This is a genomic window from Kitasatospora sp. NPDC058162 (genome assembly GCF_042884005.1).
Lineage (GTDB): Bacteria > Actinomycetota > Actinomycetes > Streptomycetales > Streptomycetaceae > Kitasatospora.
In genome coordinates this window covers 76553-97581 of the sequence record NZ_JBHVUS010000008.1, presented here as the reverse complement: position 1 = coordinate 97581, position 21029 = coordinate 76553, and the positions used below count along the sequence as shown (strand labels likewise).

General features: G+C 74.2%; 19 protein-coding genes. 10 read left to right on the top strand and 9 right to left on the bottom strand.

Annotated elements, in window-relative coordinates; genetic code table 11:
• Nucleotides 1–56: 56 nt before the first annotated feature.
• Nucleotides 57–710 carry a hypothetical protein gene (locus tag ACFVXG_RS17970; protein ID WP_387928582.1) on the top strand — a complete coding sequence of 218 codons (654 nt, stop codon included), beginning with the start codon at nucleotides 57–59 and terminating at the stop codon, nucleotides 708–710.
• Between the two features lie 362 nt (nucleotides 711–1072).
• Nucleotides 1073–1999, top strand: coding sequence for an alpha/beta fold hydrolase (locus ACFVXG_RS17965; RefSeq protein WP_387928580.1), 927 nt, complete (start codon nucleotides 1073–1075; stop codon nucleotides 1997–1999).
• Here ACFVXG_RS17965 and ACFVXG_RS17960 read toward each other — a convergent pair.
• Nucleotides 1986–2738, bottom strand: coding sequence for a DUF4097 family beta strand repeat-containing protein (locus ACFVXG_RS17960; RefSeq protein WP_387928578.1), 753 nt, complete (start codon nucleotides 2736–2738; stop codon nucleotides 1986–1988). The genes ACFVXG_RS17965 and ACFVXG_RS17960 overlap by 14 nt on opposite strands.
• A 208-nt stretch (nucleotides 2739–2946) precedes the next feature.
• Nucleotides 2947–3777, bottom strand: a complete 831-nt coding sequence (locus ACFVXG_RS17955) for an SAM-dependent methyltransferase (protein ID WP_387928576.1) — start codon at nucleotides 3775–3777, stop codon at nucleotides 2947–2949.
• 270 nt (nucleotides 3778–4047) lie between these two features.
• Here ACFVXG_RS17955 and ACFVXG_RS17950 point away from each other — a divergent pair, with 270 nt between their 5' ends.
• From ACFVXG_RS17950 to ACFVXG_RS17925, 6 genes are all read left to right on the top strand, one after another.
• Nucleotides 4048–4395 (top strand): PRC-barrel domain-containing protein, encoded by a 348-nt coding sequence (locus ACFVXG_RS17950; protein WP_387928574.1) that lies wholly within the window; start codon nucleotides 4048–4050, stop codon nucleotides 4393–4395.
• A gap of 96 nt (nucleotides 4396–4491) precedes the next feature.
• Complete coding sequence (locus tag ACFVXG_RS17945; protein WP_030553044.1) at nucleotides 4492–4758, top strand: metal-sensitive transcriptional regulator; 267 nt, start codon at nucleotides 4492–4494, stop codon at nucleotides 4756–4758.
• Between the two features lie 330 nt (nucleotides 4759–5088).
• The gene (locus ACFVXG_RS17940; RefSeq protein ID WP_387928572.1) at nucleotides 5089–6522 is read left to right on the top strand and encodes an endonuclease/exonuclease/phosphatase family protein; all 1434 of its coding nucleotides are present in this window, start codon (nucleotides 5089–5091) and stop codon (nucleotides 6520–6522) included.
• A gap of 14 nt (nucleotides 6523–6536) precedes the next feature.
• The gene (locus ACFVXG_RS17935; RefSeq protein ID WP_387928570.1) at nucleotides 6537–8522 is read left to right on the top strand and encodes a phosphocholine-specific phospholipase C; all 1986 of its coding nucleotides are present in this window, start codon (nucleotides 6537–6539) and stop codon (nucleotides 8520–8522) included.
• 97 nt (nucleotides 8523–8619) lie between these two features.
• Complete coding sequence (locus ACFVXG_RS17930) at nucleotides 8620–9093, top strand: VOC family protein (protein WP_387928568.1); 474 nt, start codon at nucleotides 8620–8622, stop codon at nucleotides 9091–9093.
• Nucleotides 9094–9097: 4 nt separating this feature from the next.
• Nucleotides 9098–9547 (top strand): SRPBCC family protein, encoded by a 450-nt coding sequence (locus ACFVXG_RS17925; protein ID WP_387928566.1) that lies wholly within the window; start codon nucleotides 9098–9100, stop codon nucleotides 9545–9547.
• A gap of 24 nt (nucleotides 9548–9571) precedes the next feature.
• Here the strand turns inward: ACFVXG_RS17925 and ACFVXG_RS17920 are convergent, their stop codons facing one another.
• From ACFVXG_RS17920 to ACFVXG_RS17910, 3 genes are all read right to left on the bottom strand, one after another.
• The gene (locus tag ACFVXG_RS17920) at nucleotides 9572–10819 is read right to left on the bottom strand and encodes an aromatic acid exporter family protein (RefSeq protein ID WP_387928564.1); all 1248 of its coding nucleotides are present in this window, start codon (nucleotides 10817–10819) and stop codon (nucleotides 9572–9574) included.
• Between the two features lie 59 nt (nucleotides 10820–10878).
• Nucleotides 10879–11616 (bottom strand): polyprenol monophosphomannose synthase, encoded by a 738-nt coding sequence (locus ACFVXG_RS17915; RefSeq protein WP_387928562.1) that lies wholly within the window; start codon nucleotides 11614–11616, stop codon nucleotides 10879–10881.
• A 184-nt stretch (nucleotides 11617–11800) separates the two neighbouring features.
• Nucleotides 11801–13366 carry a N,N-dimethylformamidase beta subunit family domain-containing protein gene (locus tag ACFVXG_RS17910; protein WP_387928560.1) on the bottom strand — a complete coding sequence of 522 codons (1566 nt, stop codon included), beginning with the start codon at nucleotides 13364–13366 and terminating at the stop codon, nucleotides 11801–11803.
• 367 nt (nucleotides 13367–13733) lie between these two features.
• On the opposite strand from ACFVXG_RS17910, the gene ACFVXG_RS17905 reads away from it, so the two are divergent.
• Nucleotides 13734–15635, top strand: a complete 1902-nt coding sequence (locus ACFVXG_RS17905; protein ID WP_387928558.1) for an amino acid transporter — start codon at nucleotides 13734–13736, stop codon at nucleotides 15633–15635.
• A 53-nt stretch (nucleotides 15636–15688) separates the two neighbouring features.
• Here ACFVXG_RS17905 and ACFVXG_RS17900 read toward each other — a convergent pair whose 3' ends face one another.
• The 3 genes from ACFVXG_RS17900 to ACFVXG_RS17890 form a co-directional block, all read right to left on the bottom strand.
• Entirely contained in the window at nucleotides 15689–15958 is a 270-nt protein-coding gene (locus ACFVXG_RS17900; RefSeq protein WP_387928556.1) for a GlsB/YeaQ/YmgE family stress response membrane protein, read from the bottom strand.
• A gap of 160 nt (nucleotides 15959–16118) precedes the next feature.
• Nucleotides 16119–16919: a HEAT repeat domain-containing protein gene (locus ACFVXG_RS17895; protein ID WP_387928554.1), complete on the bottom strand. Its 801-nt coding sequence runs from the start codon at nucleotides 16917–16919 to the stop codon at nucleotides 16119–16121.
• A gap of 11 nt (nucleotides 16920–16930) precedes the next feature.
• Nucleotides 16931–17692, bottom strand: a complete 762-nt coding sequence (locus ACFVXG_RS17890; protein WP_387928552.1) for a TetR/AcrR family transcriptional regulator — start codon at nucleotides 17690–17692, stop codon at nucleotides 16931–16933.
• A 112-nt stretch (nucleotides 17693–17804) separates the two neighbouring features.
• Here ACFVXG_RS17890 and ACFVXG_RS17885 point away from each other — a divergent pair, with 112 nt between their 5' ends.
• On the top strand, nucleotides 17805–19040 hold the full coding sequence (locus tag ACFVXG_RS17885; protein WP_387928550.1) for an FAD-dependent monooxygenase: 1236 nt from the start codon (nucleotides 17805–17807) through the stop codon (nucleotides 19038–19040).
• Here the strand turns inward: ACFVXG_RS17885 and ACFVXG_RS17880 are convergent.
• Nucleotides 19024–20925, bottom strand: a complete 1902-nt coding sequence (locus ACFVXG_RS17880) for a hypothetical protein (protein ID WP_387928548.1) — start codon at nucleotides 20923–20925, stop codon at nucleotides 19024–19026. The two genes, ACFVXG_RS17885 and ACFVXG_RS17880, sit on opposite strands and share 17 nt — an antisense overlap.
• Between the last annotated feature and the right edge of the window lie 104 nt (nucleotides 20926–21029).

Here is a 21029-nt window from a genome sequence, read left to right as displayed (position 1 = left end):
CCGACTCCGAACTGGTGTATCAGCGAGTAGTCTTCCGATGACTCAGAATGAGGAGGATGTTCGTGGAAACCAAGGACACGGCCGGCGAGGTGCGGATTCTCCAGCCGTTGCCCGGGCGCCCGGAGGACGGATCGCAGGCGTTCGAGCTGCGGCTCGCCCGTCTGCTCCGCGTGCTCGGGGCCGAGGTCGCGACGGGGGCGGACTACGCCGGCGCGGCCCGATGGGAGGTCCACAAGGCGCTCGCCGGGCGGTCCGAGCTGCCCGAGGAGTACTTCGAGCCGCTGCTGGAGGCGGCGGTCCACGACCCCAACCCGAGCTTCAACCGCCGCTTCGTCGAGCCCGCCCTGATCGCCTTCGGCCAGCGCCGGGTCCGCCTGGCCCTGCTCGGCTACCTGCAGACCGGCACCAACCCGGAGCGGGCCGGCGCCGCCCGGGCCTGGTACTGGACGGCGCTGACGGTCGGCGGCGGCCGGAACGCGACCCCGGACGAGGGCGCGACGGTGCGCGACAGCTGGAACCAGGCCGCGCTGCAGGAGTTCGTCGGCAACGAGGACCTGGACGTCCGCCGTTGCATCCTGCCCGGCCTGCCGCTGGTGCCGCGTGCCTACCCGGCCGAGCTGCACGCCCTGGTGGAGGCGGCGGTCACCATCGCCCGCGCACACCCCGACGAGTACATCCGCCACCGCGCCGAGGTCCAGACCGGTCTCTGACCTTCGGGCACGCCCGCTCCGGGTGCGCCCGCCGACGTGCGTACCCGGAGCGGCAATTCCCCGCAGGCCGCCCGGATCACCCGGGACCGATCGAATTCGGGCGCCAACTGCCCTTTTCCCGCCGATGATTTCCTGGGCTCATCTTCCGATCACGCCGATCCCGATCGCCCGCCACCCACCGCCCGGCACTGCCGCCACGGCCCGGTGGCCGAGCAGTACGCGCACCCGCGCGCCAACCACCAACGCGGTCGTACCCGAACCGGCCCCATCCTCCACCGGTCGGGCCGGCCGCTCAAGGTGGTCTGGACCACCATGTGGAATGCGGGTGGCGTCGCCCCGCCCGCCGTGTGATCGTTTGCGGCATGCCGAGCTTCTCCTCGTACGACGGATGCCTGATCAGCTATGAACTCGCGGGCCGGGGCGCCCCCTTGGTGGTGCTGCCCGGCGGGCCGGGCTCCCACGTCGGGTACGTCGGCGGGCTCGGCGGCTTGGACGGGCGCCGCCAGCTGGTCCTGGTGCATCCGCGGGGTACCGGGCGGTCGGCGGTGCCGGCCGACCGGTCGAGCGTCTCCTTCGTCCAACAGGCCCGGGACGTCGAGGAGTTGCGGCGCCACCTCGGCCTGGAGCGGCTCGACCTGCTGGCCCATTCGGCAGGCTGCCTGGTCGCCCAGGAGTACCTGGCCGGCCATCCCGGCCGGGTGCCGCGCGCGGTGCTGGTGACGCCGGTCGGGGTGGCCGGGCGCGAGCCGGACGAGGCGGAGCTGGCCGCCCTGCGGGCCGCGCGGGCCGCCGAACCCTGGTACCCGCAGGCCGCCGAGGCCGCCCGCAGGCTGGCCGGGGGAGGGGTGGGCGCGGCCGAGGCGGCCGAACTGAACCGCCGGATCCTGCCGTTCTTCTGGTACGGCTGGAGCGAGCGGCACTTCGCCGAGTACCGCCCCGAGCACGCCGCCGCGCCCTGGTACCGCGAGGCCTTCTACGCCGGGGCGGCCGAGGCCCGGCCGCCGGCCGAACGACGGGCCCGGATCGCCGCCGGCGGCACCCGGTCCCTGGTGCTGGCCGGCGCGTTCGACGGCATGGTCGGCCCGGCCCCGGCCCCGGCCCGCGCGGTGGCGGCGGCCCTGCCGGACGCCCGGTTGGAGGTGCTGGAACGCTCCGGCCACCGCCCGTGGGCGGAGGAGCCGGAGCGGTTCGTGGCACTGGTCGACGGCTTTCTCGACCGGCGGATGGACCGGTGCCCGGACCGGTGCCCGGACCGGCCCGCCGAGGAGGCCCCGGTCAGCCGGTCTTGACGGTGATGTCGCCGATGTCCGTCCCCAGGTCGAGCTTGTACTTGCCGTTGGGGTCGTTCTGGACGCCGATGTGCTTCTCGCCGATGTCCGTCCCGGCACTGACGTGGTAGGAGCCGGTCGGGACGGTGACGTGGATCTCCCCGTTGGAGGTGGTGGCCTTGATGTCCTGGGCCTTGCCGGGGGTGAGGTTGATCCCGCCGTTGTCCGTCTTGGCCTGGATCCGGTCGCCCTTGAGCGAAGTGCCCTTGATCTCACCGTTGTTGGTGCGCACGTCGACCGTGCCGGTGGCCTGGTCGACGGAGATGTCGCCGGAGTCGGTGTGCACCGAGACCTCGCCGACCTGCGAGAGGTGGATCCCGCCCGCGGAGGTGCTGCCGCTGATCGGCAGCCCGGCCGGGAGCTCGACGGTGTAGTCCACCGAGCAGTTGTGCCCGCAGCCGCCGAGGACCAGCGTCCCGCCGTCGACCCGGGTGGTGGTGCCGGGCTTGTCGCTGTGGTAGGTGATCTTCCGGTGGACCGAGACGCCCCCGGCGCCGGACTTGCCGTGGACGGTGACGTCCCCGGAGGAGTTGTCGAGCTTGATCGCGGTGACCTTGTCGGAGACGGTCGCGTCGTCGCTGATCGAGGTGCCGACCGGATCGCAGGCGGTGAGCACCCCCGTGGCGAGTCCGGCGGCCAGGACGGCCCCGGCGTAGCGGTAGGTGTGGCGGCGGTGGGCGTGACGGCGGTAGTGGACCATGGTGTTCCCCCCATGTCATGCGCGTACGTGGCGTGCTGACCCCGTGTGACCACCCCGGACCGGGGCCGTCCCGTCGACAGTAACCGGGGGTGCGGGGCCGGGTCGGTGGTAAAAACCCCCCAATCCGAGGTGCCGCCAGCACCACCCCCAGCCCACCCCCAGCCCGCGCCCAGCCCACCCCCGGCTCGCGCCCCGCCGCGCCCCGCCGTCAGGGCTTGCGCGCGACCGCGCCGTACATGCTCACCCGCTCCGCCCCCGGCGCCGGCGCCGCCTCCGGCCGCCAGAGCGGCACGGTGACCACCCCGGGCTCCAGCAGCTCCAGCCCGTCGAAGAACTCCCGCACCTGCTCCCGGCTCCGCCCGACCAGCGGCGCGGTGGCCTTGTCGTAGACCCCGGTGACCTTGTCCCGCACCGCGGCGGGGATGAAGTCGGCCGTGCCGTGGGAGAGCACCAGGTGGCTGCCGGAGGGCAGGGCCGCCAGCAGCGCGGCCACCGCCCGGTACGGCTCGTCCTCGTCGCGCAGGAAGTGCAGCACGGCCGCGAGCACCAGCCCGACCGGCCGGGAGAAGTCGAGCACCCCCTCGGCCCGGACGGCCGCCAGCAGCGCCGCCGGCTCCCGCAGGTCGGCCCGCAGCACGGTGGTGCGCCCCGGGCCGGCGCCCGCCATCAGGGCGCGGGCGTGGCTGAGCACGATCGGGTCGTTGTCGACGTAGACGACCCGGGCGGCCGGGTCGACGGCCTGGGCGATCTGGTGGGTGTTGCCGGCGGTGGGGATGCCGGTGCCGATGTCGAGGTACTGGTCGACGCCCAGCCCGGCGACGCAGCGCACCGCCCGGGTGAGGAAGCCCCGGTTGGCGCGGGCCGTGGCGCGGAACTCGGGGTTGGCGGCGAGCGCCTTCTCGGCGGCGGCGCGGTCGGCGGGGAAGTTGTCCTTGCCGCCCAGGTAGTAGTCGTACATCCGGGCCGGGTGTGGGACCTCGGGCCGCAGGTCCGCCGCGATCGCCGGGCCGCCGGACTCCCGCATGTGCTCGTACCCCATGGCTGCCGCCCCTCTGGCCGTCCCGGCCGGGGGCGCTCCCCGGACGAGCTGTTCCCGAACTGTTCCCGAACGAGCCGATCCCGAACGTCGGCGGACAGCCTAAAGCCCAGGTCAGCGACCTGGCGGTGATTGGTCGGCTCACCCCCGTATGTCCCTTTCGTCGCGCCCCGACGCCCGTCCCGGCGCAGGATGGGAACTCCGGGGGTCGAAAACGGGGCTGACACCAGTGGCAGCGTGCGACACGGGAGGTCCGAGGCCATGGGAATCGCTATGGCAGACATCCGCGAGTGGCGGGGCCAGGACGTGGTCGACGAGAAGGGCAAGCGGATCGGCACGCTGGAGTCGGTCTACGTCGAGACGTCCACCGACGAGCCGTTCTTCGCCACCGTCACGATCGGCGTGATGGCCAAGCGCCGCCTGGCCTTCGTCCCGCTGGAGGGATCGGTGGCCGGCCCGGCCTACCTGCGGGTGGCGTACCCGCGGAGCAAGGTCAAGGAGGCCCCGGCGATCGGCACGGACGACATCCTGCCCGCCGGCGACGAGCCCGAGGTCTTCGCCTACTACGAACTGCCGTACGCGACCGGCGCCGGGGGCGAGCGGCGGCTGGCCCGCCGCTGATCGGCGGCGCCTCGCGACGATCTTCGTCCAGCCGGGAATGAATACCCCACCGGGTACACTTGTCCATCGACAGTCGAGGTGAAAGGCGGCCCGGACATGCAGGTGGACGAGGAGGCGGTCGGCGCGGTGCTGAACCGACTGCGTCGGGCTCAGGGCCAGTTGGCCGGGGTGATCGCGATGATCGAGGCGGGCCGGGACTGCAAGGACGTGGTCACCCAGCTCGCCGCCGTCTCGCGCGCCCTGGACCGGGCCGGGTTCAAGATCGTGGCGAGCGGCATGCGCCAGTGCATGGCCGCCGCCGACGAGGACGGCGCGCCGATGAGCGAAGCCGAGCTGGAGAAGCTCTTCCTCGCCCTGGCCTGAGTGCCCCGCGGCCTGACCACCCACCAAGGCCGCCCCGGCCTGACCGCCCGGGCAACGCCGCCCCCGAGGGCCGCGACGGATCGTCCGTCGCGGCCCTCCGCGCATGTCTGGTACCTGGTCGCGGACCGTTCCGCCACGGAGTTCCCGAACCGCCCGATGCCCCGTCACACGCCGTTCACGTCCCGGTCGCTGGCCTTCGGATGAATGAGCCCGCCCGTAGTTGTACAGCCAACTGCGGGCGTCCTCCCTCCCAGCCTCCGTGACCAGCCGCGTGCGGCCCCGGCGCCGTCCCCCGGCGGACCGGGCCCGCCGGCGGCGGACAGGACAACCGTGGCCGCAGGCAGCGCCCTGACCCCGACCTCATCCAGCAGCCCCGCCGAAGGCGACCGGCTCACCTTCCACTGGAGCACCGACGCCCCCGACGCCAAGAACTGGGTCGGCATCTACGACGGCAGCCGCCAGCCCGGCACCGGCTCCTCGCTGCTCTGGAAGTACACCCCCGGCACCTCGGGCGACGTCCAGCTCGACACCTCCGCGCTGACCGGCGGCCCGTACACCGCCTACCTGCTCGCCAAGGACGGCTACGGCGTCCTCGCCCGGACCGCCCCGTTCAGCTTCCGCCCCAAGCCCCCCGTGGTCCGCCCGCACGCCGCCGTCGACTCCTTCACCGCCACCCCGGTCGCCCCCGGCGCGGCCGTGCGGATCAAGCTCGGCGGCCTCTGGTCCCGCCCGGCGGGCAACGCCCCCGGCTCGGCGGCCTACCGCAAGCTCGGCGGCGCGGCCTGGGCCTCGGTCGCCGCCGACGGCACCCTCACCGGTACGGCGCCCGCGGCCGGCCGCAACCCCGAACTGGTCGTGGTCGGCGTCAAGGACAGCGCCGGCGCCACCGACACCGTCACCGTGCTGGTCCCCGTGGTGGACCAGGCCGCCCCGCCCCGGCTCAAGGCCGCCAGCTGGAACCTGCACGACGCCGGCAGCGGCTACACCGACGCGCTGGAGAAGCAGCTGCGCGTCGTCCTCGCCCAGGGCCTGGACGTGCTCGCCCTCCAGGAGACGGGCGGCGAGCGGGCGAAGACCCTGGCCGACGCGCTCGGCTGGTACGCCCTCCAGAGCCCCGGCAGCGTCGGCATCCTCAGCCGCTACCCGCTCACCGAACCGACCGCGGCCACCGCCGAGTTGCCCGCGGTCGCGGCCACCGTCCAGCTGCCCGGCGGCCGCAGCGTCAGGTTCTGGGCCGCGCACCTCGACGAGGCGGGCTACGGCCCGTACGCCGTGCAGGACGGCGGCACCGCCGCCCAGGTGCTGGCCGCCGAGAACGCCTCCCTGCGGCTCAAGCAGGCGAAGGCACTGGCCGCCGCGGTGCGCGCGGACGCCGCCCGGCACGTCCCGGTGGTCCTGGCCGGGGCGCTCTCCTCGCCCTCCCACCTGGACTGGACGGCCGCCACCGCCGCCGCCCACCAGGGCGTCGGTGCGCTCGCCTGGCCGGTCACCACCGTGCTGCAGGCCGCCGGGCTGACCGACACCTTCCGCGAGGAGAACCGCGACCCGGCCAAGGCCCCGGGCGCCACCTGGTCGCCCACCCGCAAGCGGCGCGGCGACCGCCCCGAGCCGCAGGACCGCATCGACTTCGTCCAGTACGCCGGAGCGCTGAAGCTGGTCGAGGCGCACACCCTGGTCGCCGACTGGCCCCAGCCGGAGCCGAACGCCGCCGCCAACGAGTGGCCCTCGGACACCGCCGCCGCCGTCGCCACCTTCCAGCTCTGAGAGGCCAGTTCGTGATGCCCGAGCTCTCCCGCCGCACCTTCGTCGGCGCCTCCGCGGCCGTCGGCGCCACCGCCCTGACCGGCCTGTCCGCCACCCGGGCCGACGCCGCCCCCGCGGCCGCGCCCGACACCGCCCTCACCGGCACCATCAAGGACGTCAGGCACGTCGTCGTCCTGATGCAGGAGAACCGCAGCTTCGACCACTACTTCGGCACCCTGAGCGGCGTACGCGGCTTCGGCGACAAGCAGGCGCTCCAATTCCCGGACGGCACCGACGTGTTCCGCCAGCCGGACAGCCGCCGCAGCGACGGCGGCGCGATGCTGCCGTACCGGATGGACACCTCGAAGTACAACGCGCAGAACGCCGGCGGCCTGGCCCACGACTGGGCGACCGGCCACCAGGCCATCAACAACGGTGCGATGAACAAGTGGATCGCCGCCAAGGGCGAGCGCACCATGGGCTACTTCACCCGGGACGACATCCCCTACCAGTACGCCCTGGCCGACGCGTTCACCCTGTGCGACGCCTACTTCACCTCGCTGGCCGGCCCCACCGACCCCAACCGGCTCTACCTGTGGACCGGCACCGCCGGCCCCGGCCGCGACGGCACCACCGGCCCGTGGATCGACAACACCCCGGTCACCGACAACCCCGTCGCCGACTGGACCACCTACGCCGAGCGCCTCCAGGCGGCGGGCGTCAGCTGGCGGGTCTACCACAACCCCAGCAAGGACGACCGCACCGGCGACTACGACGACAACGCCCTCTCCTACTTCAAGCAGTTCCACAACTTCCCGCACGACGACCCGCGTTACATCAACGCGATGACCAAGTTCGACCCCACCGACTTCGACCGCCACTGCAAGGACGGCACCCTGCCGACCGTCTCCTGGCTGGTCGCGCCCTACCTGTTCTCCGAGCACCCGGAGGCCGGCCCGGCCTACGGCGCGCACTGGGTGAACCAGGCGCTGCAGTCGCTGATGTCCAACCCGGAGGTCTGGCAGCACACCGTCTTCCTGGTCATGTACGACGAGAACGACGGCTACTTCGACCACATGGTCCCGCCCACCCCCGAACCCGGCACCCCCGAGGAGTTCACCCAGGGGCGCGCCATCGGCCTGGGCAACCGCGTCCCGCTCTGGGTGGCCTCCCCCTGGTCGCGCGGCGGCTGGGTCAACTCCCAGGTGTTCGACCACACTTCGGTGCTGCGCTTCATGGAGCTGGTGACCGGCGTGGCCGAGCCCAACATCTCCGCCTGGCGCCGGACCGTCTGCGGCGACCTCACCAGCTGCTTCGACTTCGCCGCCCCGGACACCTCGATCCCGAAGCTGCCCGACACCAACGCCCTGATGGCCAAGGCCGACGCGGGCACCAAGCGGCCCGGCGTCGCCCTCCCGGCCGTCGGCGCCCAGGCGATGCCCGTCCAGGAGCGCGGCGAGCGCCCGCACCGCCCGCTGCCCTACCAGCCGTGGGCCGACGTCGCGGTGGACCGCAGGACCGGCAAGGTCACCTGCACCATGAGCAACGACGGTTCGGTGGCCTTCCCGTACACCGTCTACCCGAACATCCTGCTCCCGTTCGCGGGCACCCCGTACACCGTCGCCCCCGGCGCCGCCGCCACCTACGTCTGGGACGCGGCCGCCACCGACGGCCGCTACGACTTCACCGTGCACGGCCCGGACGGCTTCGTGCGCCGCTTCGCCGGGACGGTGGTCCGGGACGGGCAGGACGGCCAGAACGACATCGGCGTCCCGATCGTCACCGCCGACCTGCACGGCAGCCTCAAGCTCACCCTCCAGGTGGCCAACGACGGCCTGACGGACGTGGCGTTCACGGCAGCCCCCAACGACTTCGCGGGCAGCCCGCAGACCGTCTGGGTCAAGCCCGGCAAGCAGGTCGACCTGTCCTGGCCGCTGGACGAGCAGGGCCGCTACGACGTCGTCGTCACCGCCCACACCGGCCGGCGCTTCGTCCAGCGCTACGCGGGCTGGGTGCACTGACCCCAGGATCGTGTTCCGACCGGCCGGGGGCGCCGATCCGGTGACCCCCGGCCGTGGCTCGGCCGCCCCGGCCGGGCCCGCCGCTACCGTCGGGCGCATGCAGAAGATCACCACCTTCCTCTGGTTCGACGACCAGGCCGAAGCGGCCACCGCCCTCTACACCTCGCTGTTCCCCGACTCCCGGATCACCAAGGTCACCCGCTACGGCGAGGGCGCCCCGGTGCCGGCCGGCACGGTGATGACCGTCGAGTTCGAACTCGCCGGCCGGCCCTACACGGCGCTCAACGGCGGCCCCCAGTTCAGCTTCACCGAGGCGATCTCGCTCCAGGTCGAGTGCGAGGACCAGCGGGAGGTCGACGAACTCTGGGCGAAGCTCACCGCCGACGGCGGCCAGGAGGGCCCGTGCGGCTGGCTCAAGGACCGCTACGGCCTGTCCTGGCAGATCACCCCGCGCGTCCTGCTCGACCTGGTCGGCGACGAGGACCGGGCCAAGGCCGACCGGGTGATGGCGGTCATGATGCGGATGGGGAAGATCGAGATCCAGCCGCTGCTCGACGCGGCCCGGGGCTGAGGCCGTGACCGCCTTCAGCCACCGCAGCACCGTCTACCTGCGCGCCACCCCGGAGCGGGTCTGGCACGCGCTCACCAACGCCGACGAGTCCGGCCTCTACTGGGGCCACCGCAACGTCTCCACCTGGCTGCCCGGCGCGCCCTGGGAGCACCAGCGCGCCGACGACTCCGGGATCGCCGACGTGATCGGCATCGTCGAGGTGTCCGACCGCCCGCAACGGCTGGTCACCACCTGGGCCGGACCGGAGGGCGCGCGCCCCGGCGGGCCGTCCCGGGTCACCTTCGAGCTCCGGCGCTGGCAGGACCTGACCCGGCTCACCGTCACCCACGCCGACCTCGCCGACGAGCCCGAGCGGGCGGACGCCGAACGGGGCTGGTCGGCGGTGCTGTCCAACCTCAAGACCTACCTGGAGACCGGCCACCCGCTGCCCCAGCAGCCCTGGCTGATGCCCTGACCCGTCCCCCGCCCGTGGCCCGGATCAGCGCCCGGCCTCCGCCGCCGGGCGCTCCCCTCCGCCCCGCCGCCGCCCCCGCCCGGCGCGACGCAGCCCGGGCAGGCGGGAGAGCCGCCCCCGGCCCGCCACCGAGGCCCGGTCCAGCTCCTCCATCAGCCGCCGGCTGCGGTGCTCCAAGTCCAACTCGTCCAGGATCCGGTCGACCTCGGCCAGCATCGCGCCGTGCAACTGCCAGGCCTCCGGGTGCTCCTGGACCTTGCGCAGCAGCACCTGGGCGACGTTCTCCCGGCAGGACCAGGCCGCCGCCAGCTCGGCGGTCAGCCGCTCCTCGGCCTCCTCCGCGTTGCGGCTCACCTGGGTGGTGACCAGCACCGCGAAGCTGACCATCGCGCCGCCGACGTGCGCCAGCAGCTCCTCCAGCCCGACCGCGACCTCCGGCGGGAACAACCGCTCCTGCGGCCCGCGCCGCTTGGCCAGGTCGGTCACCGAGCGGGCCAGCACCCGGATCACCACCACGCAGATCTCCAGGGTGTCCAGCCCGGTGCGCAGCACCAGCCGGGAGAGCAGCCCCTCGCTGATCCGGGGGTTGAACCGCAGGCTGTCCTCGGCCTGGCGCAGCGCCGCGTCCACGTCCGCGATCGCCTGGTCGAGCCGCCGGGCCTCGTGCAGCCGCTCGGCGGCCCGGGCGACTGTGGTGGGCCGGCCCAGCTGCTCGGAGATGTCGACCAGCAGCTGACGGGCCCGCCGGGCGAGGTCCTCGATCGACTCCCCGGCGGTGTCCACCCAGACCGGCGGGGCGAACAGCAGGTTGAACAACAGCCCGACGGCCGCGCCGATCAGCGTCTCCAGCACCCGGTCCCAGGCCTGGGAGGTCAGCTTGGTGACGCCCAGGATCAGCATCGCGCTGATCGCGACCTCCTGGACGAACTCCCCGACCCGGACGAACCGCCCGATCACCAGGGAGGCCAGGATGATCAGCCCGAGGCTCCACCAGGAGAGCCCGACCACGGCGCTGAAGCCGATCGCGATCAGCACCCCGACCACCACCGAGACCACCCGGCGCACGCTGGTCTTGAGCGTCGAGTAGACGGTGACCTGGACCACCAGCAGCGCGGTGAGCGGCGCCGTCAGCGGGGCGGGCTCACTGCTGAGCCGGGTGGCCACCGCGTACGACAGGGTGGCGGCCACCGTGGCCCGCAGCGTCTGGACGGCGAACGGGTCCCGCGCGGTGCGGCGGACCAGGCTCGTCAGGGACTCCGGGAGAAGGGCCATGACGGCCTTCTTCCCCGCGACCGCCGCCCGCACCGCCGGTGGAGCGGCGGAGTACACGTCTAGCCCTCGCGGTTGAAGCGCAGCTTCCAGGGCGCGAGCGCGGACTCGACCTGCACGCCGATGCTCATCTTGGAGGCGCCCTCGATCCGCTCCTCGAAGCGGATCGGCACCTCGCGGATGGTCAGCCCGCGCTGGATCACCCGGTAGTTCATCTCGACCTGGAACGAGTACCCGTTGCTCCGCACGGTCGGCAGGTCGATGGCCCGCAGGGCGCCCGCCCGCCAGGCCTTGAAGCCCGCGGTGGCGTCCCGGACGCCGAGGCCGAGGATCGTGTTGACGTAGAAGTTCGCCCAGGCCGAGAGGGCCTTGCGGTGCCACGGCCACTCCGCGGCGGTCGAACCGCCGGGCACGTAGCGGGAGCCGAGCACCACGGCGGTGCCGTCGTCGGCGAGCAGGGTGCTCACCATCGCGGGTATCGCGGAGGCCGGGTGCGAGAGGTCCGCGTCCATCTGGATCACGATGTCGGCGCCCTCGTCCAGCGCCCGGGCCATCCCGGCCAGGTAGGCGCGGCCGAGGCCGTCCTTCTCGGTGCGGTGCAGCACGCCGACGGTGCCCGCGGAGTCGGCGGCGAGCTTGTCGGCGACCTCCCCGGTGCCGTCGGGGGAGTTGTCGTCGACCACCAGCAGGTGCAGGTTCGGCACCGCGAGGTCCGTGAGGAGCCCGGCGAGGACCGGAAGGTTCTCCCGCTCGTTGTACGTGGGTACGACGACAACGACCTTGGGGGAGGCCTCGACCATGTTCTGTTTCCCTCGTGCCCTCGCCGGCCGGCACCCGGGTGCCGCACCGGTCGGTTGTCCTGGACGACCTTCGCTGCTGTTAGACCGTGCGAGTGTAGCCGGATGACCGGCCCCGCCCCGCCCCCGGGCGGGCCGGGGCCGGTCATCCGGCCGGGCCGGGGGCCGGTTCGATCACGATGGACCGCTAGGCCGTGCCGTAGACGGCTGCCAGGTTGTCCTGGGCGGGGTGGGTGTGGCCGGCGGGGCCGGTGGCGAAGAGGCGCAGGACGTTCTCGGTGACCTTGCGGACCATGTCCCCGGCGTGGGCGTCGATGCCGTGCACGCCGCTGCCGTGGGCGTCCAGGGCCTCCACCCAGCGCATCGTTCCGGTGGCGAAGACGCCGGCGCCGCTCGGCACGGTGTAGTAGGCGGTGTCGGAGTGGGAGCGCCGGCCCTCGCAGACCACGGGGGAGTGGGCGATCACCTCGATCGGGCGCGGGGTGGGGAAGGCGGTGTCGACCTTGTCGTACTCGACGCCGACCAGGTGCGGGAAGGAGGCCCCCGCGGCCAGGCCCGTCCCCTCGAAGGCCCAGTGGCCCGGCGAGGTGACCACGTACGGGGCGTCCACCGGGTAGCCGTCGTAGATCACGCCGAGCATCGAGCTCTCCGGGTCGGCGCCCGGGCCGACCCGGAAGTCGGTGGTCGCCGGGGCGCCGGCCTGGTGGCCCGGGTCCTCGGCCCAGGCATCCTTGTAGCAGACCACGGTGCGGTCCGGCCCGAGCTCGGTGGGTTCGAAGCGGACCCGGCGGAAGCAGCAGTTGGCGCCCAGGACCGCCAGGTTGGTGCCGGCGTCGCGGGCCGCCACCACGTTGGCGCGCTGCTCGGGGGACCAGTACTCGTCGTGGCCGAGCGAGAGCACGGCGCCGGCCCCGTGCAGCAGGCCCGGCTCGCGGGCCACGTCGATCCCGGTGGTGTAGGCGAGCGGCAGTCCGAGCTGCTCGGCCAGGGCGATCAGCGGCGCCTCGTAGACCAGGAACCGCCCGGCGCCGTGGTCGTAGTCGTGCGGCCGGTCGAAGACGACCCGCAGCGAGCGGGTGGCCAGGGTGCCGGTCGGGCCGTTGTAGAGGCTGTAGCCGCCCCACTCGTTGTAGGCCTGCCAGGTCGCCGGGGCGCTCATCACCACGGTCTTCCCGGCGGTGCTCGCGGAGCGGACGGTGAGCGGGACGTAGCTGCGGCCGGAGCCGTCCGCGGCGTCCAGGCGCAGCAGGTAGGCGCCCTCGGGCCAGCCGGTGGTGTCCACGGCGAGGGTGCGCTGCCAGCCGGTCAGCACGGTGCGGGTGGCCTGGTCGACGTGCGGGGCGGCCTGCTTGCCGCCGGGGACCTGTTCGCGGCGCCAGACCAGCCGGGCCCGGGCGCCGCCGTACCAGCCCATCCGGTACGCGGAGACGGTGAAGGCGGCGGCCGGGGTGGAGACGTGCAGGCCGAAGGTCTCGCCGGGCAGCACGCTGACCCGGTCGGCGAAGCCCTCGACGGCGCCGGGCGCGCCGGGGTCGGTGATCTGCCAGTCGGGGTTGCCGGGCAGCGACTGCTCGCTCGGGGCGGCGCCCTTGAGGCCGGCGTGCTGGGCGCCGGTGGGGTCCGCCGTGCCGGGGGTGCCCTGGGCGTCGGGGGTCGGCTGCGGGGCGGCGTCCGGGTGCCGGGTGCCGCAGGAGGTGACGGCGGCCGCCACCAGGCCCAGGCCGAGGATCCTCCGTCGAGTCGGTTCCGCCACCGCTGCCTCCCTGCCGTCCGTCGCCGTACCTGTGGGCGCGTCAACCCGGTGAGTCAACGTGCGCGGACATGTCTACCCCGTTCGAGGGGGCACCGTGTACCGCCGCGCCGCGGGTCCCGCGCACGGCCGGGCACCGGCCGCCACCCGGGAGGGCCGTACGGGCGCACCCCGGCGTGTTGGCCCGCGCGGCTGCCGGTCCGCTCTGGCCGGGTCCCCTAGCCTGACCAGGCCCGCCGTCCGGCGGCCTGGGGGTCCGGAACCGTGCGGCGGCCGGCCGAAGTCGTGGACAGGGGTGTACGTGGTCTCCTCGGGTTCGGCCGAACCGGGAACGGCGCCTGCGGCGCGGGGCACGAGGTTCCGCGCGTGGATGCTCGAAGGCCTCTCGGACATGGCCAAGCAGCACCCCGGCCCGCACATGGAGGCACCCGCCGAGAAGGGCGCGCGCTGGTGGCGGGTCATGTGCCTGACCGGCCTGGACTACTTCTCCACCCTCGGCTACCAACCCGGCATCGCCGCCCTCGCGGCCGGCCTGCTGTCGCCGATCGCGACGGTCGTGCTGGTGCTGGTCACCCTGTTCGGCGCCCTGCCGGTCTACCGGCGGGTCGCCGTCGAGAGCCCGCACGGCCAGGGCTCGATCGCGATGCTGGAGCGGCTGCTGTCGTTCTGGCAGGGCAAGCTCTTCGTACTGACCCTGCTCGGCTTCGCCGCCACCGACTTCATGATCACCATCACCCTCTCCGCCGCCGACGCGACCGCCCACCTGATCGAGAACCCGCACCTGCACAGCGCTCTGTCCGGCAAACAGGTGCTGCTCACCCTCATCCTGGTGGCGCTGCTCGGCGGGGTGTTCCTCAAGGGGTTCAGCGAGGCCATCGGCCTGGCCGTCGTCCTGGTCGTCGTCTACCTCGCGCTCAACGTCGTGGTGGTGGCCAACGGCCTCTGGCACGTGTTCAAGGAACCGCACCTGTTCGGCGACTGGACCGACGGGCTCACCGCCGAGCACGGCAACGCCCTCGCGATGATCGGCGTCGCCCTGATCGTCTTCCCCAAACTGGCGCTGGGCCTGTCCGGCTTCGAGACCGGCGTCGCCGTGATGCCCCTCATCGAGGGCGACCCGGACGACACCGAGGAGCGGCCCGCCGGCCGCATCCGCGGCGCCCGGCACCTGCTCACCACCGCCGCCGTGATCATGAGCATCTTCCTGATCTCGACCAGCGTCATCACCACCCTGCTCATCCCGAAGGACGCCTTCAAGAGCGGCGGCCCGGCCAACGGCCGGGCCCTCGCCTACCTCGCCCACGAGAACCTGGGCAGCGCCTTCGGCAGCGTCTACGACCTCTCGACCATCGCCATCCTCTGGTTCGCCGGCGCCTCCGCCATGGCCGGCCTGCTCAACCTGATGCCCCGCTACCTGCCCCGCTACGGCATGGCACCGCACTGGGCCCGGGCGGTGCGGCCGACGGTCATCGTGCTGACCCTGATCGCCTTCCTGGTCACCTGGATCTTCGACGCCAACGTCGACTCCCAGGGCGGCGCCTACGCCACCGGCGTCCTGGTGCTGATCAGCTCCGCCGCCGTCGCCGTCACCATCGCCGCCCACAAGGCCGGGGAACGGCGCTGGACCGTCACCTTCGCGGTGATCGCCGCCGTGTTCCTCTACACCACGGCCGTCAACATCGCCGAGCGGCCGGACGGCGTCAAGATCGGCGCCTGCTTCATCGCCGGCATCGTGCTGGTGTCCTTCCTCTCCCGGCTCAAGCGCGCCTTCGAACTGCGCGTCACCGACGTGGTCCTGGACAACGTCGCGGAGCGGTTCGTCCGGGACTACCTGCACCGCCCGCTGCGGCTGATCGCCAACGAGCCGAACAGCCGGGACCTCGCCGAGTACCGCGACAAGCTCCACCAGATCCGCAAGGACAACGACATCCCGGCCGAGGACGACCTGGTCTTCGTCGAGGTCACCGTGCTCGACCCGTCCGACTTCGAGGCCGAACTGACCGTCCGCGGCGAGGTGCTGCACGACCGCTACCGGGTGCTCTCGCTGCAGAGCTCCAGCGTGCCCAACGCGCTGGCCGCCCTGCTGCTGCAGGTGCGGGACCTCACCGGGCAGCAGCCGCACATCTACTTCGAGTGGACCGAGGGCAACCCCTTCGCCCAGTTCCTGCGGTTCTTCCTGTTCGGCCAGGGCGAGATCGCCCCGGTCACCCGCGAAGTCCTCCGCGAGGCCGAACCCGACCGCTCACGGCGGCCCGCCGTGCACGTGGGCTGAGCGGCGCTCAGACGTCCTCGAAGGGCTCCTCCGACCACCGGAACGACGCCCGGTCAGCGGGTGGTGCGGTTCTTGGTCCAGGCGGGGGCGACGAAGGCCACCAGGGCTACGGCGAAGCCGAGTTGGAGGATGTGACGGATCCAGTCGATGCCGGAGGTGTGGCGGACGCCGATCCAACCGGAGACGGCGTTGCCGAGCCAGGCCCCGGCGGCGCCGAGCAGCATGGTCAGCCACCAGGGGATCGACTGCGGCCCGCGCAGGATCAGCTTGGCGAGCACGCCGAGCACGAAGCCGATGAGCAGAATCCACAGGAGCTGGAACATCGCGGTCCACCTTCCCGGCGCCGCCGGAGGGGACCGGCGCGCCGCATCGCCGAAGACGCGGTTCGTCCCATGATCACCCGGTTCGGCCGAACGGGCACGTCGGCGGGAGGCCTCGCAGGTGGCGGGCCGGATGTCGACCGCTGCGGCTCGGGGCCGGGCCTCAGAGCTCCCGGACGTCCGCGACGGCCTCCCGGACGTCCGGGTGCGGGTCCTCGGCGAGGGCGTCCAGCAGTTCGGCGACGCCGGGCGTGGACCAGCCCTGGACGGCCCAGACCAGCTCGCGGCGGACGGCCGGGTCGGGGTGGTCGGCCAGCCGGGCGAGGCGGTCGACCGGGCCGCGGCGGCGCAGGCCGAACCAGTGCAGGGCCTCCCGCAGGGCGGTCGGATCGCCGGGATCGCCAGCCGCGTCGATCCGGGCGAGCAGCACGGGGGCGGGCGGCGGCGGGCCGTCCAGCGGGTGCGGGTGGCGCTCGCGCAGCCGTCGGCCGCCGTACTCGCCGCGGATCCGGCAGCCGAAGCAGGTGCAGGGGCGGGTGCCGTGGGCGTTCGGGACGTAGCGCCAGCCGGACACCTGCGGCACGGCGCGGATCCGGTGCACCTCGCGCGCTCCGATGGCGCGCGGCACCACCACCTCCCAGCCGCGCGGGTCCGGCAGGGCGGCGACCCGGGCGACCGCCTCGGCGGCGGTCAGCCACTGCTGGGCGTCCTTGGCGCGGTCCCGGTAGTGTCCGACCAGCACCTGCTGCGCGTCGTCCAGCCGGATGTGCACGGCGGACAGTGAACCCTTGGGGCCGAACCGGGCGAGCTCGCGCAGCCACTGGTGGGTGAGGGTGTAGGAGGGCAGCACGGGGAAGCAGTACACCCCGCGCACGCCGCCCTGGCCCCGGCTGTCGGCCCGGATCCCGGCGCGGCGGATGCGCGGCGTGTTCGCCGCGGACGTCAGGTGCACGAACATCGCCATGGGAGCGGATGCTAGCCGTCCGTGCGGCCCGGGCTCGACGGGTTTTCGGGCTGCCGCGCGATTCGTCGCGGATCCGTGCGACGGTCGATCAGGGCGGCCAGGCCGTCCAGGATGCGGGCCAGGCCGAAGTCCAGGGCCTGGTCGCGGCCGTCCGGGTCGGCCATCGCGGCGGCCACGGCGGGGTAGCGGTCGGCGTGCCGGTGGACCACAGTGCCGAGAGCGGCGAGGAGTTCGGCCTCGGGGGAGCCGTCCGGGCCCACCGCGCGGGCCTGTTCGGCGATGGTGCGGACGTGTCCGGCGAGCAGGACGGCGGCGTCCATCCGCTCGGCGCCGGTCAGCCCGTGGCCGTCCAGGGCGGCCACCACCCGTTCCAGCCAGGTGAGTTCCCTCGGGCCGGGCACCCGGGGGCCGAGGGTGACGTCCAGCAGCCACGGGTGCCGGGCCAAGGAGGCGGCCAAGTGGTGGGCCCAGGCGGTGAGTTGTACCCGCCAGTCGGGATCGTCGGTGGCCTCGGGCGGCTCGCCGAAAGCCGACTCGACCATCAGCGCGACCAGTTCGGCCTTGCCGGGGACGTACCGGTACAGCGACATCTTGGTGAAGTCCAGCAGCCCGGCCACCTTCTGCATGGAGACCGCGCCCAGCCCCTCGGCGTCCGCGACCTCGACGCCCGCGGCGGCGATCCGCTCCAGGCTGAGGGCCGGCTTCGGTCCGCGGGTCGGCCGGGCGGGCTGCTCCCAGAGCAGCCGCACCGTGTCGTTCGCCGTCTCGCCCATCGCCTGCTCCCGTCCCGGGGGTTGCCCGTCCGCACCAACTGTGTCTACCGTACACAGCAATGAACAGTGTCCGCCGGACACAGTTCTCGGATCCTCGAACGGAGTGGTTCCCATGAGCGCTTCCGCGCGCACCAGCGTGCTGATCTCGGGCGCGAGCATCGCCGGGCCCGCCCTGGCCCACTGGCTGGGCCGGTACGGCTTCGACGTGACCGTGGTCGAACTCGCCCCCGCGCTGCGCGGCGGCGGGCAGAACGTCGACTTCCGCGGCCGCACCCACCTCACCGTGTTGGAGCGGATGGGCGTGCTGGAGGACCTGCGCGCCCTGGACACCGGCGGCAGCCCGATCACCTTCGTCGACCAGGAGGGGCGCCGACTGCTGCACCTGCCCGCCGACTTCGCGGGCGGCGAGCTGGAGATCCCGCGCGGGGAGCTGGCGCAGGTGCTGCACCGGCACAGCGCACCCCGTGCCGAGTACGTCTTCGGCGACACCGTCGAGACCTTGGAGGAGACGCCGAGCGGGGTGCGGGTCTCCTTCCGGCACGGCGCGGCGCGCGAGTTCGACCTGGTGATCGGTGCCGACGGGCTGCACTCCACCGTGCGGCGCCTCGCCTTCGGGCCCGAGCAGCGGTACGTCCGCCACCTCGGCTACTACGCGGCCACCTGGCAACTGCCGGACGCCGAGGTCGGGTTGACGGGTGAGGGCGGGCGGCCGGGTGAGGGCGGGGTGGCCCTGAACGTGCCCGGCCGGCTGATGTCCGTCGGCGCCGACCCCCGCGACCCGGGCCGGGCGGGCGCCTTCTGCCTCTTCGCCTCGCCCGAACTGCGCTACGACCGCCATGACATCCGGCGGCAGAAGGAGCTGGTCCGCGCGGCCTTCGCCGGCCTCGGCTGGCGGGTCCCGCAGCTGCTCCGGAGCCTGGCGGACGCGCCCGAGCTGTACTTCGACTCGATCAGCCGCGCCGACGTCCCCACCTGGTCCACCGGCCGGATCGCGCTGCTCGGCGACGCCGCCTGCGGCGCCACCATCGGCGGGATGGGCACCGGCACGGCGGTGGTGGCCGCGTACGTCCTGGCGGGCGAGCTGGCGCTGGCCCGCGGCGACCACCGGGCCGCCTTCGCCCGGTACGAGGGGCTGCTGCGCGGCTACGCCCAGGGCTGCCAGAAGGGCGGCGACCGCACCGGCCCGTTCCTGGCGCCGCGCACCCGGGCCGGGCTGCGGCTGCGCAACGGGCTGCTCAACCGGCGGTGGGTGCTGGACCGGATGCTGGCGCTGGGCAAGCGGGTTTCCAGTGTCGAACTGCCGGACTACGAGGCGCTGTTGGCCGCCCGGGTCAGTGCGGCGGGGTGATCCGGGTGCCGTTGTCGAGCAGCGCCTCGACCTGGACGGCGCTCCGGCCGGGCCGCTCGACCGCGAGGGTGCGGTCCGGCGCCGGGCGGTCGGCCGACCAGTCCGGGCCCTTGACGGTGAGCCGGGTGACCCGCCGGCTGCCCGCCGCGAGCAGGTACTCGGCGCCCTGGGGGGAGTGCCACCACGTCCAGGCCACGGTGTCCTGCTCGAACCGGCTGCAGCCGCGGCCCGGTGCGCCGCCGGTGCGCTGCGGGCCCCGGGCGGTCGGCAGCAGCACGGCGGTGGCGGCGCTGCCCTCGCCCGTCCAGCGGTCGGAGCGCAGGCAGAACCAGGCGGCCGAGCCGGCGTTCTGCGGCAGCGGCTGCACCGCGAAGGCCCACAGGTCGAGCTGCTTGACGCCCGGAGTGCCGTCCGGGACCGCGCAGCCGGCCCGGGCCCAGGCCGTCAGGGCGTCCTGGCCGGTGGACTCGCGCGGCGCGCGGGCGGGCTGGGTGCGGTCCGGCGGCGGCGTGTAGGTGAGGTGCGCCGGGACGAGGCCGCCGAGGTCGGCCAGCAGGAAGGAGTGCTTCTCGGCGATCACCGGGGAGGAGTGCAGCTGGAGCACGGTGGCGCCCCGGCAGTCGGCGAGCCCGCCGCCCGGTGCGGCCGCGGTGACCCCGTCCGGGTGGTCCAGCGGGTGGGCGGCGGTGTCGGGCTGGTCGATCCGGCGGGTCTCGGCGGTGTCCACCCAGGGCGCCAGCAGGTAGCGGAGGGCGGTGCCCTGACGGCTCAGTACCACCGCGCCCGCCGTGGTCGGGTCCGTGTCGTCGGCCCGGGCGAGGTCCAGGCCGCCGCCGCGGCCGTCGGAGTAGCGGGCGATCCGGCGGCCGTCGTACAGCACCGCCACGCCGGTGCCGTCCACCGTCCCGGCGAACAGCAGCTGCGGCGGGGTGTCGGGCGGGGCGGTGTCCGTACCCGGCTCGGCCCGGGTCTGCGGTCCCGGCTGGGCCCAGGCGGCCAGGGCTCGGCCCAGCAGGGCGCCGTCCGTGCTCCGGTCGCCGCGCGCGGGCCAGGCGGTGAAGTCGACCCGGGCCGTGTGCTGCCAGGCGTCCGGGGCCACCCGGACCAGCCGGGCCGGGTCGGTGACGGCGCCCGCGGGCCGGCCGTCCGGCCGCGGGGCGCTGCTCGCCGGGGCGGAACCGCCGCCCAGCACCGCGGCCGTCGTGGTCAGCCCGAGCACCCCGACCGTCAGCGCGGCGGTCAGCGTACGGCGGCGGCGCAGCAGGTCGGTGGGCTGCACCCGGACGGCGCACGGGTCGAAGGCGAGCGACTCGGGCCCGGGCCCGGCCGGGACCTCGGAGGCCGCCGCGAGCGCCTCCTCCGGCCGGTCCACCCCGGCCTCCCGCAGCACCTCCACCACCTCGCGCCCGCCCAGCTCCTCGACCGCGCGCAGGGCGAAGGCCGCCCGGGCCGGGGCGGCGAGCGCGGCGAGCGCGTGGTCCAGCGCCGCGTCCTGCTCGCCGCCGTGCGGGGTGAACAGCCGCAGGCCCCAGACCCGGGGCGCCAGCAGCCGCGCGGCCGGGCGCGGGCGCAGGGCGGCGCGCAGCACCCGCAGGCGCAGTTCGGCGTACACCGGGTCGGTGGCGGTGGCGGGCTCGGTGGCTGCTCGTGTGGGGGCGGTGTCGGTGGCGCCGGTGTCGGTCGGGGCGGGGCGGCGGGTCCAGCGGAACGGCAGGGCGCGCTGGACGGCCGCGTGGGCGGCGAGCACCCGGCTGTGCCGGTCCCGGTCGGCGGGCAGGGCCAGGTAGGCGAGCCGGACCAGCCTGCGGTAGTGGTGCACCAGGGCGGCCTCGGCCTCCGCCACCGGGCGCGCCGGGACACCCCGGACCGTCGGTTCCGTGCCCACCGTCCGTCCTGCCAATGAGCCCTCCCGGTGCCGTGTGTGCTGTCGTGGTGGACAGTCCAACGAGTCGATCATGTGATGGTTGCGCCGTCCGGGGTGTGCGGCGG

Bases quoted from the DNA above. Each gene is read 5' to 3' on its own strand.
- ACFVXG_RS17915 (WP_387928562.1), bottom strand. From the start codon at position 11,616: ATGGTCGAGGCCTCCCCCAAGGTCGTTGTCGTCGTACCCACGTACAAC.
- ACFVXG_RS17950 (WP_387928574.1), top strand. From the start codon at position 4,048: ATGGCAGACATCCGCGAGTGGCGGGGCCAGGACGTGGTCGACGAGAAG.
- ACFVXG_RS17885 (WP_387928550.1), top strand. From the start codon at position 17,805: ATGAGCGCTTCCGCGCGCACCAGCGTGCTGATCTCGGGCGCGAGCATC.
- ACFVXG_RS17960 (WP_387928578.1), bottom strand. From the start codon at position 2,738: ATGGTCCACTACCGCCGTCACGCCCACCGCCGCCACACCTACCGCTAC.
- ACFVXG_RS17935 (WP_387928570.1), top strand. From the start codon at position 6,537: ATGCCCGAGCTCTCCCGCCGCACCTTCGTCGGCGCCTCCGCGGCCGTC.
- ACFVXG_RS17955 (WP_387928576.1), bottom strand. From the start codon at position 3,777: ATGGGGTACGAGCACATGCGGGAGTCCGGCGGCCCGGCGATCGCGGCG.
- ACFVXG_RS17970 (WP_387928582.1), top strand. From the start codon at position 57: ATGTTCGTGGAAACCAAGGACACGGCCGGCGAGGTGCGGATTCTCCAG.
- ACFVXG_RS17900 (WP_387928556.1), bottom strand. From the start codon at position 15,958: ATGTTCCAGCTCCTGTGGATTCTGCTCATCGGCTTCGTGCTCGGCGTG.
- ACFVXG_RS17920 (WP_387928564.1), bottom strand. From the start codon at position 10,819: ATGGCCCTTCTCCCGGAGTCCCTGACGAGCCTGGTCCGCCGCACCGCG.
- ACFVXG_RS17905 (WP_387928558.1), top strand. From the start codon at position 13,734: ATGCTCGAAGGCCTCTCGGACATGGCCAAGCAGCACCCCGGCCCGCAC.
- ACFVXG_RS17965 (WP_387928580.1), top strand. From the start codon at position 1,073: ATGCCGAGCTTCTCCTCGTACGACGGATGCCTGATCAGCTATGAACTC.
- ACFVXG_RS17890 (WP_387928552.1), bottom strand. From the start codon at position 17,692: ATGGGCGAGACGGCGAACGACACGGTGCGGCTGCTCTGGGAGCAGCCC.
- ACFVXG_RS17945 (WP_030553044.1), top strand. From the start codon at position 4,492: ATGCAGGTGGACGAGGAGGCGGTCGGCGCGGTGCTGAACCGACTGCGT.
- ACFVXG_RS17930 (WP_387928568.1), top strand. From the start codon at position 8,620: ATGCAGAAGATCACCACCTTCCTCTGGTTCGACGACCAGGCCGAAGCG.
- ACFVXG_RS17895 (WP_387928554.1), bottom strand. From the start codon at position 16,919: ATGGCGATGTTCGTGCACCTGACGTCCGCGGCGAACACGCCGCGCATC.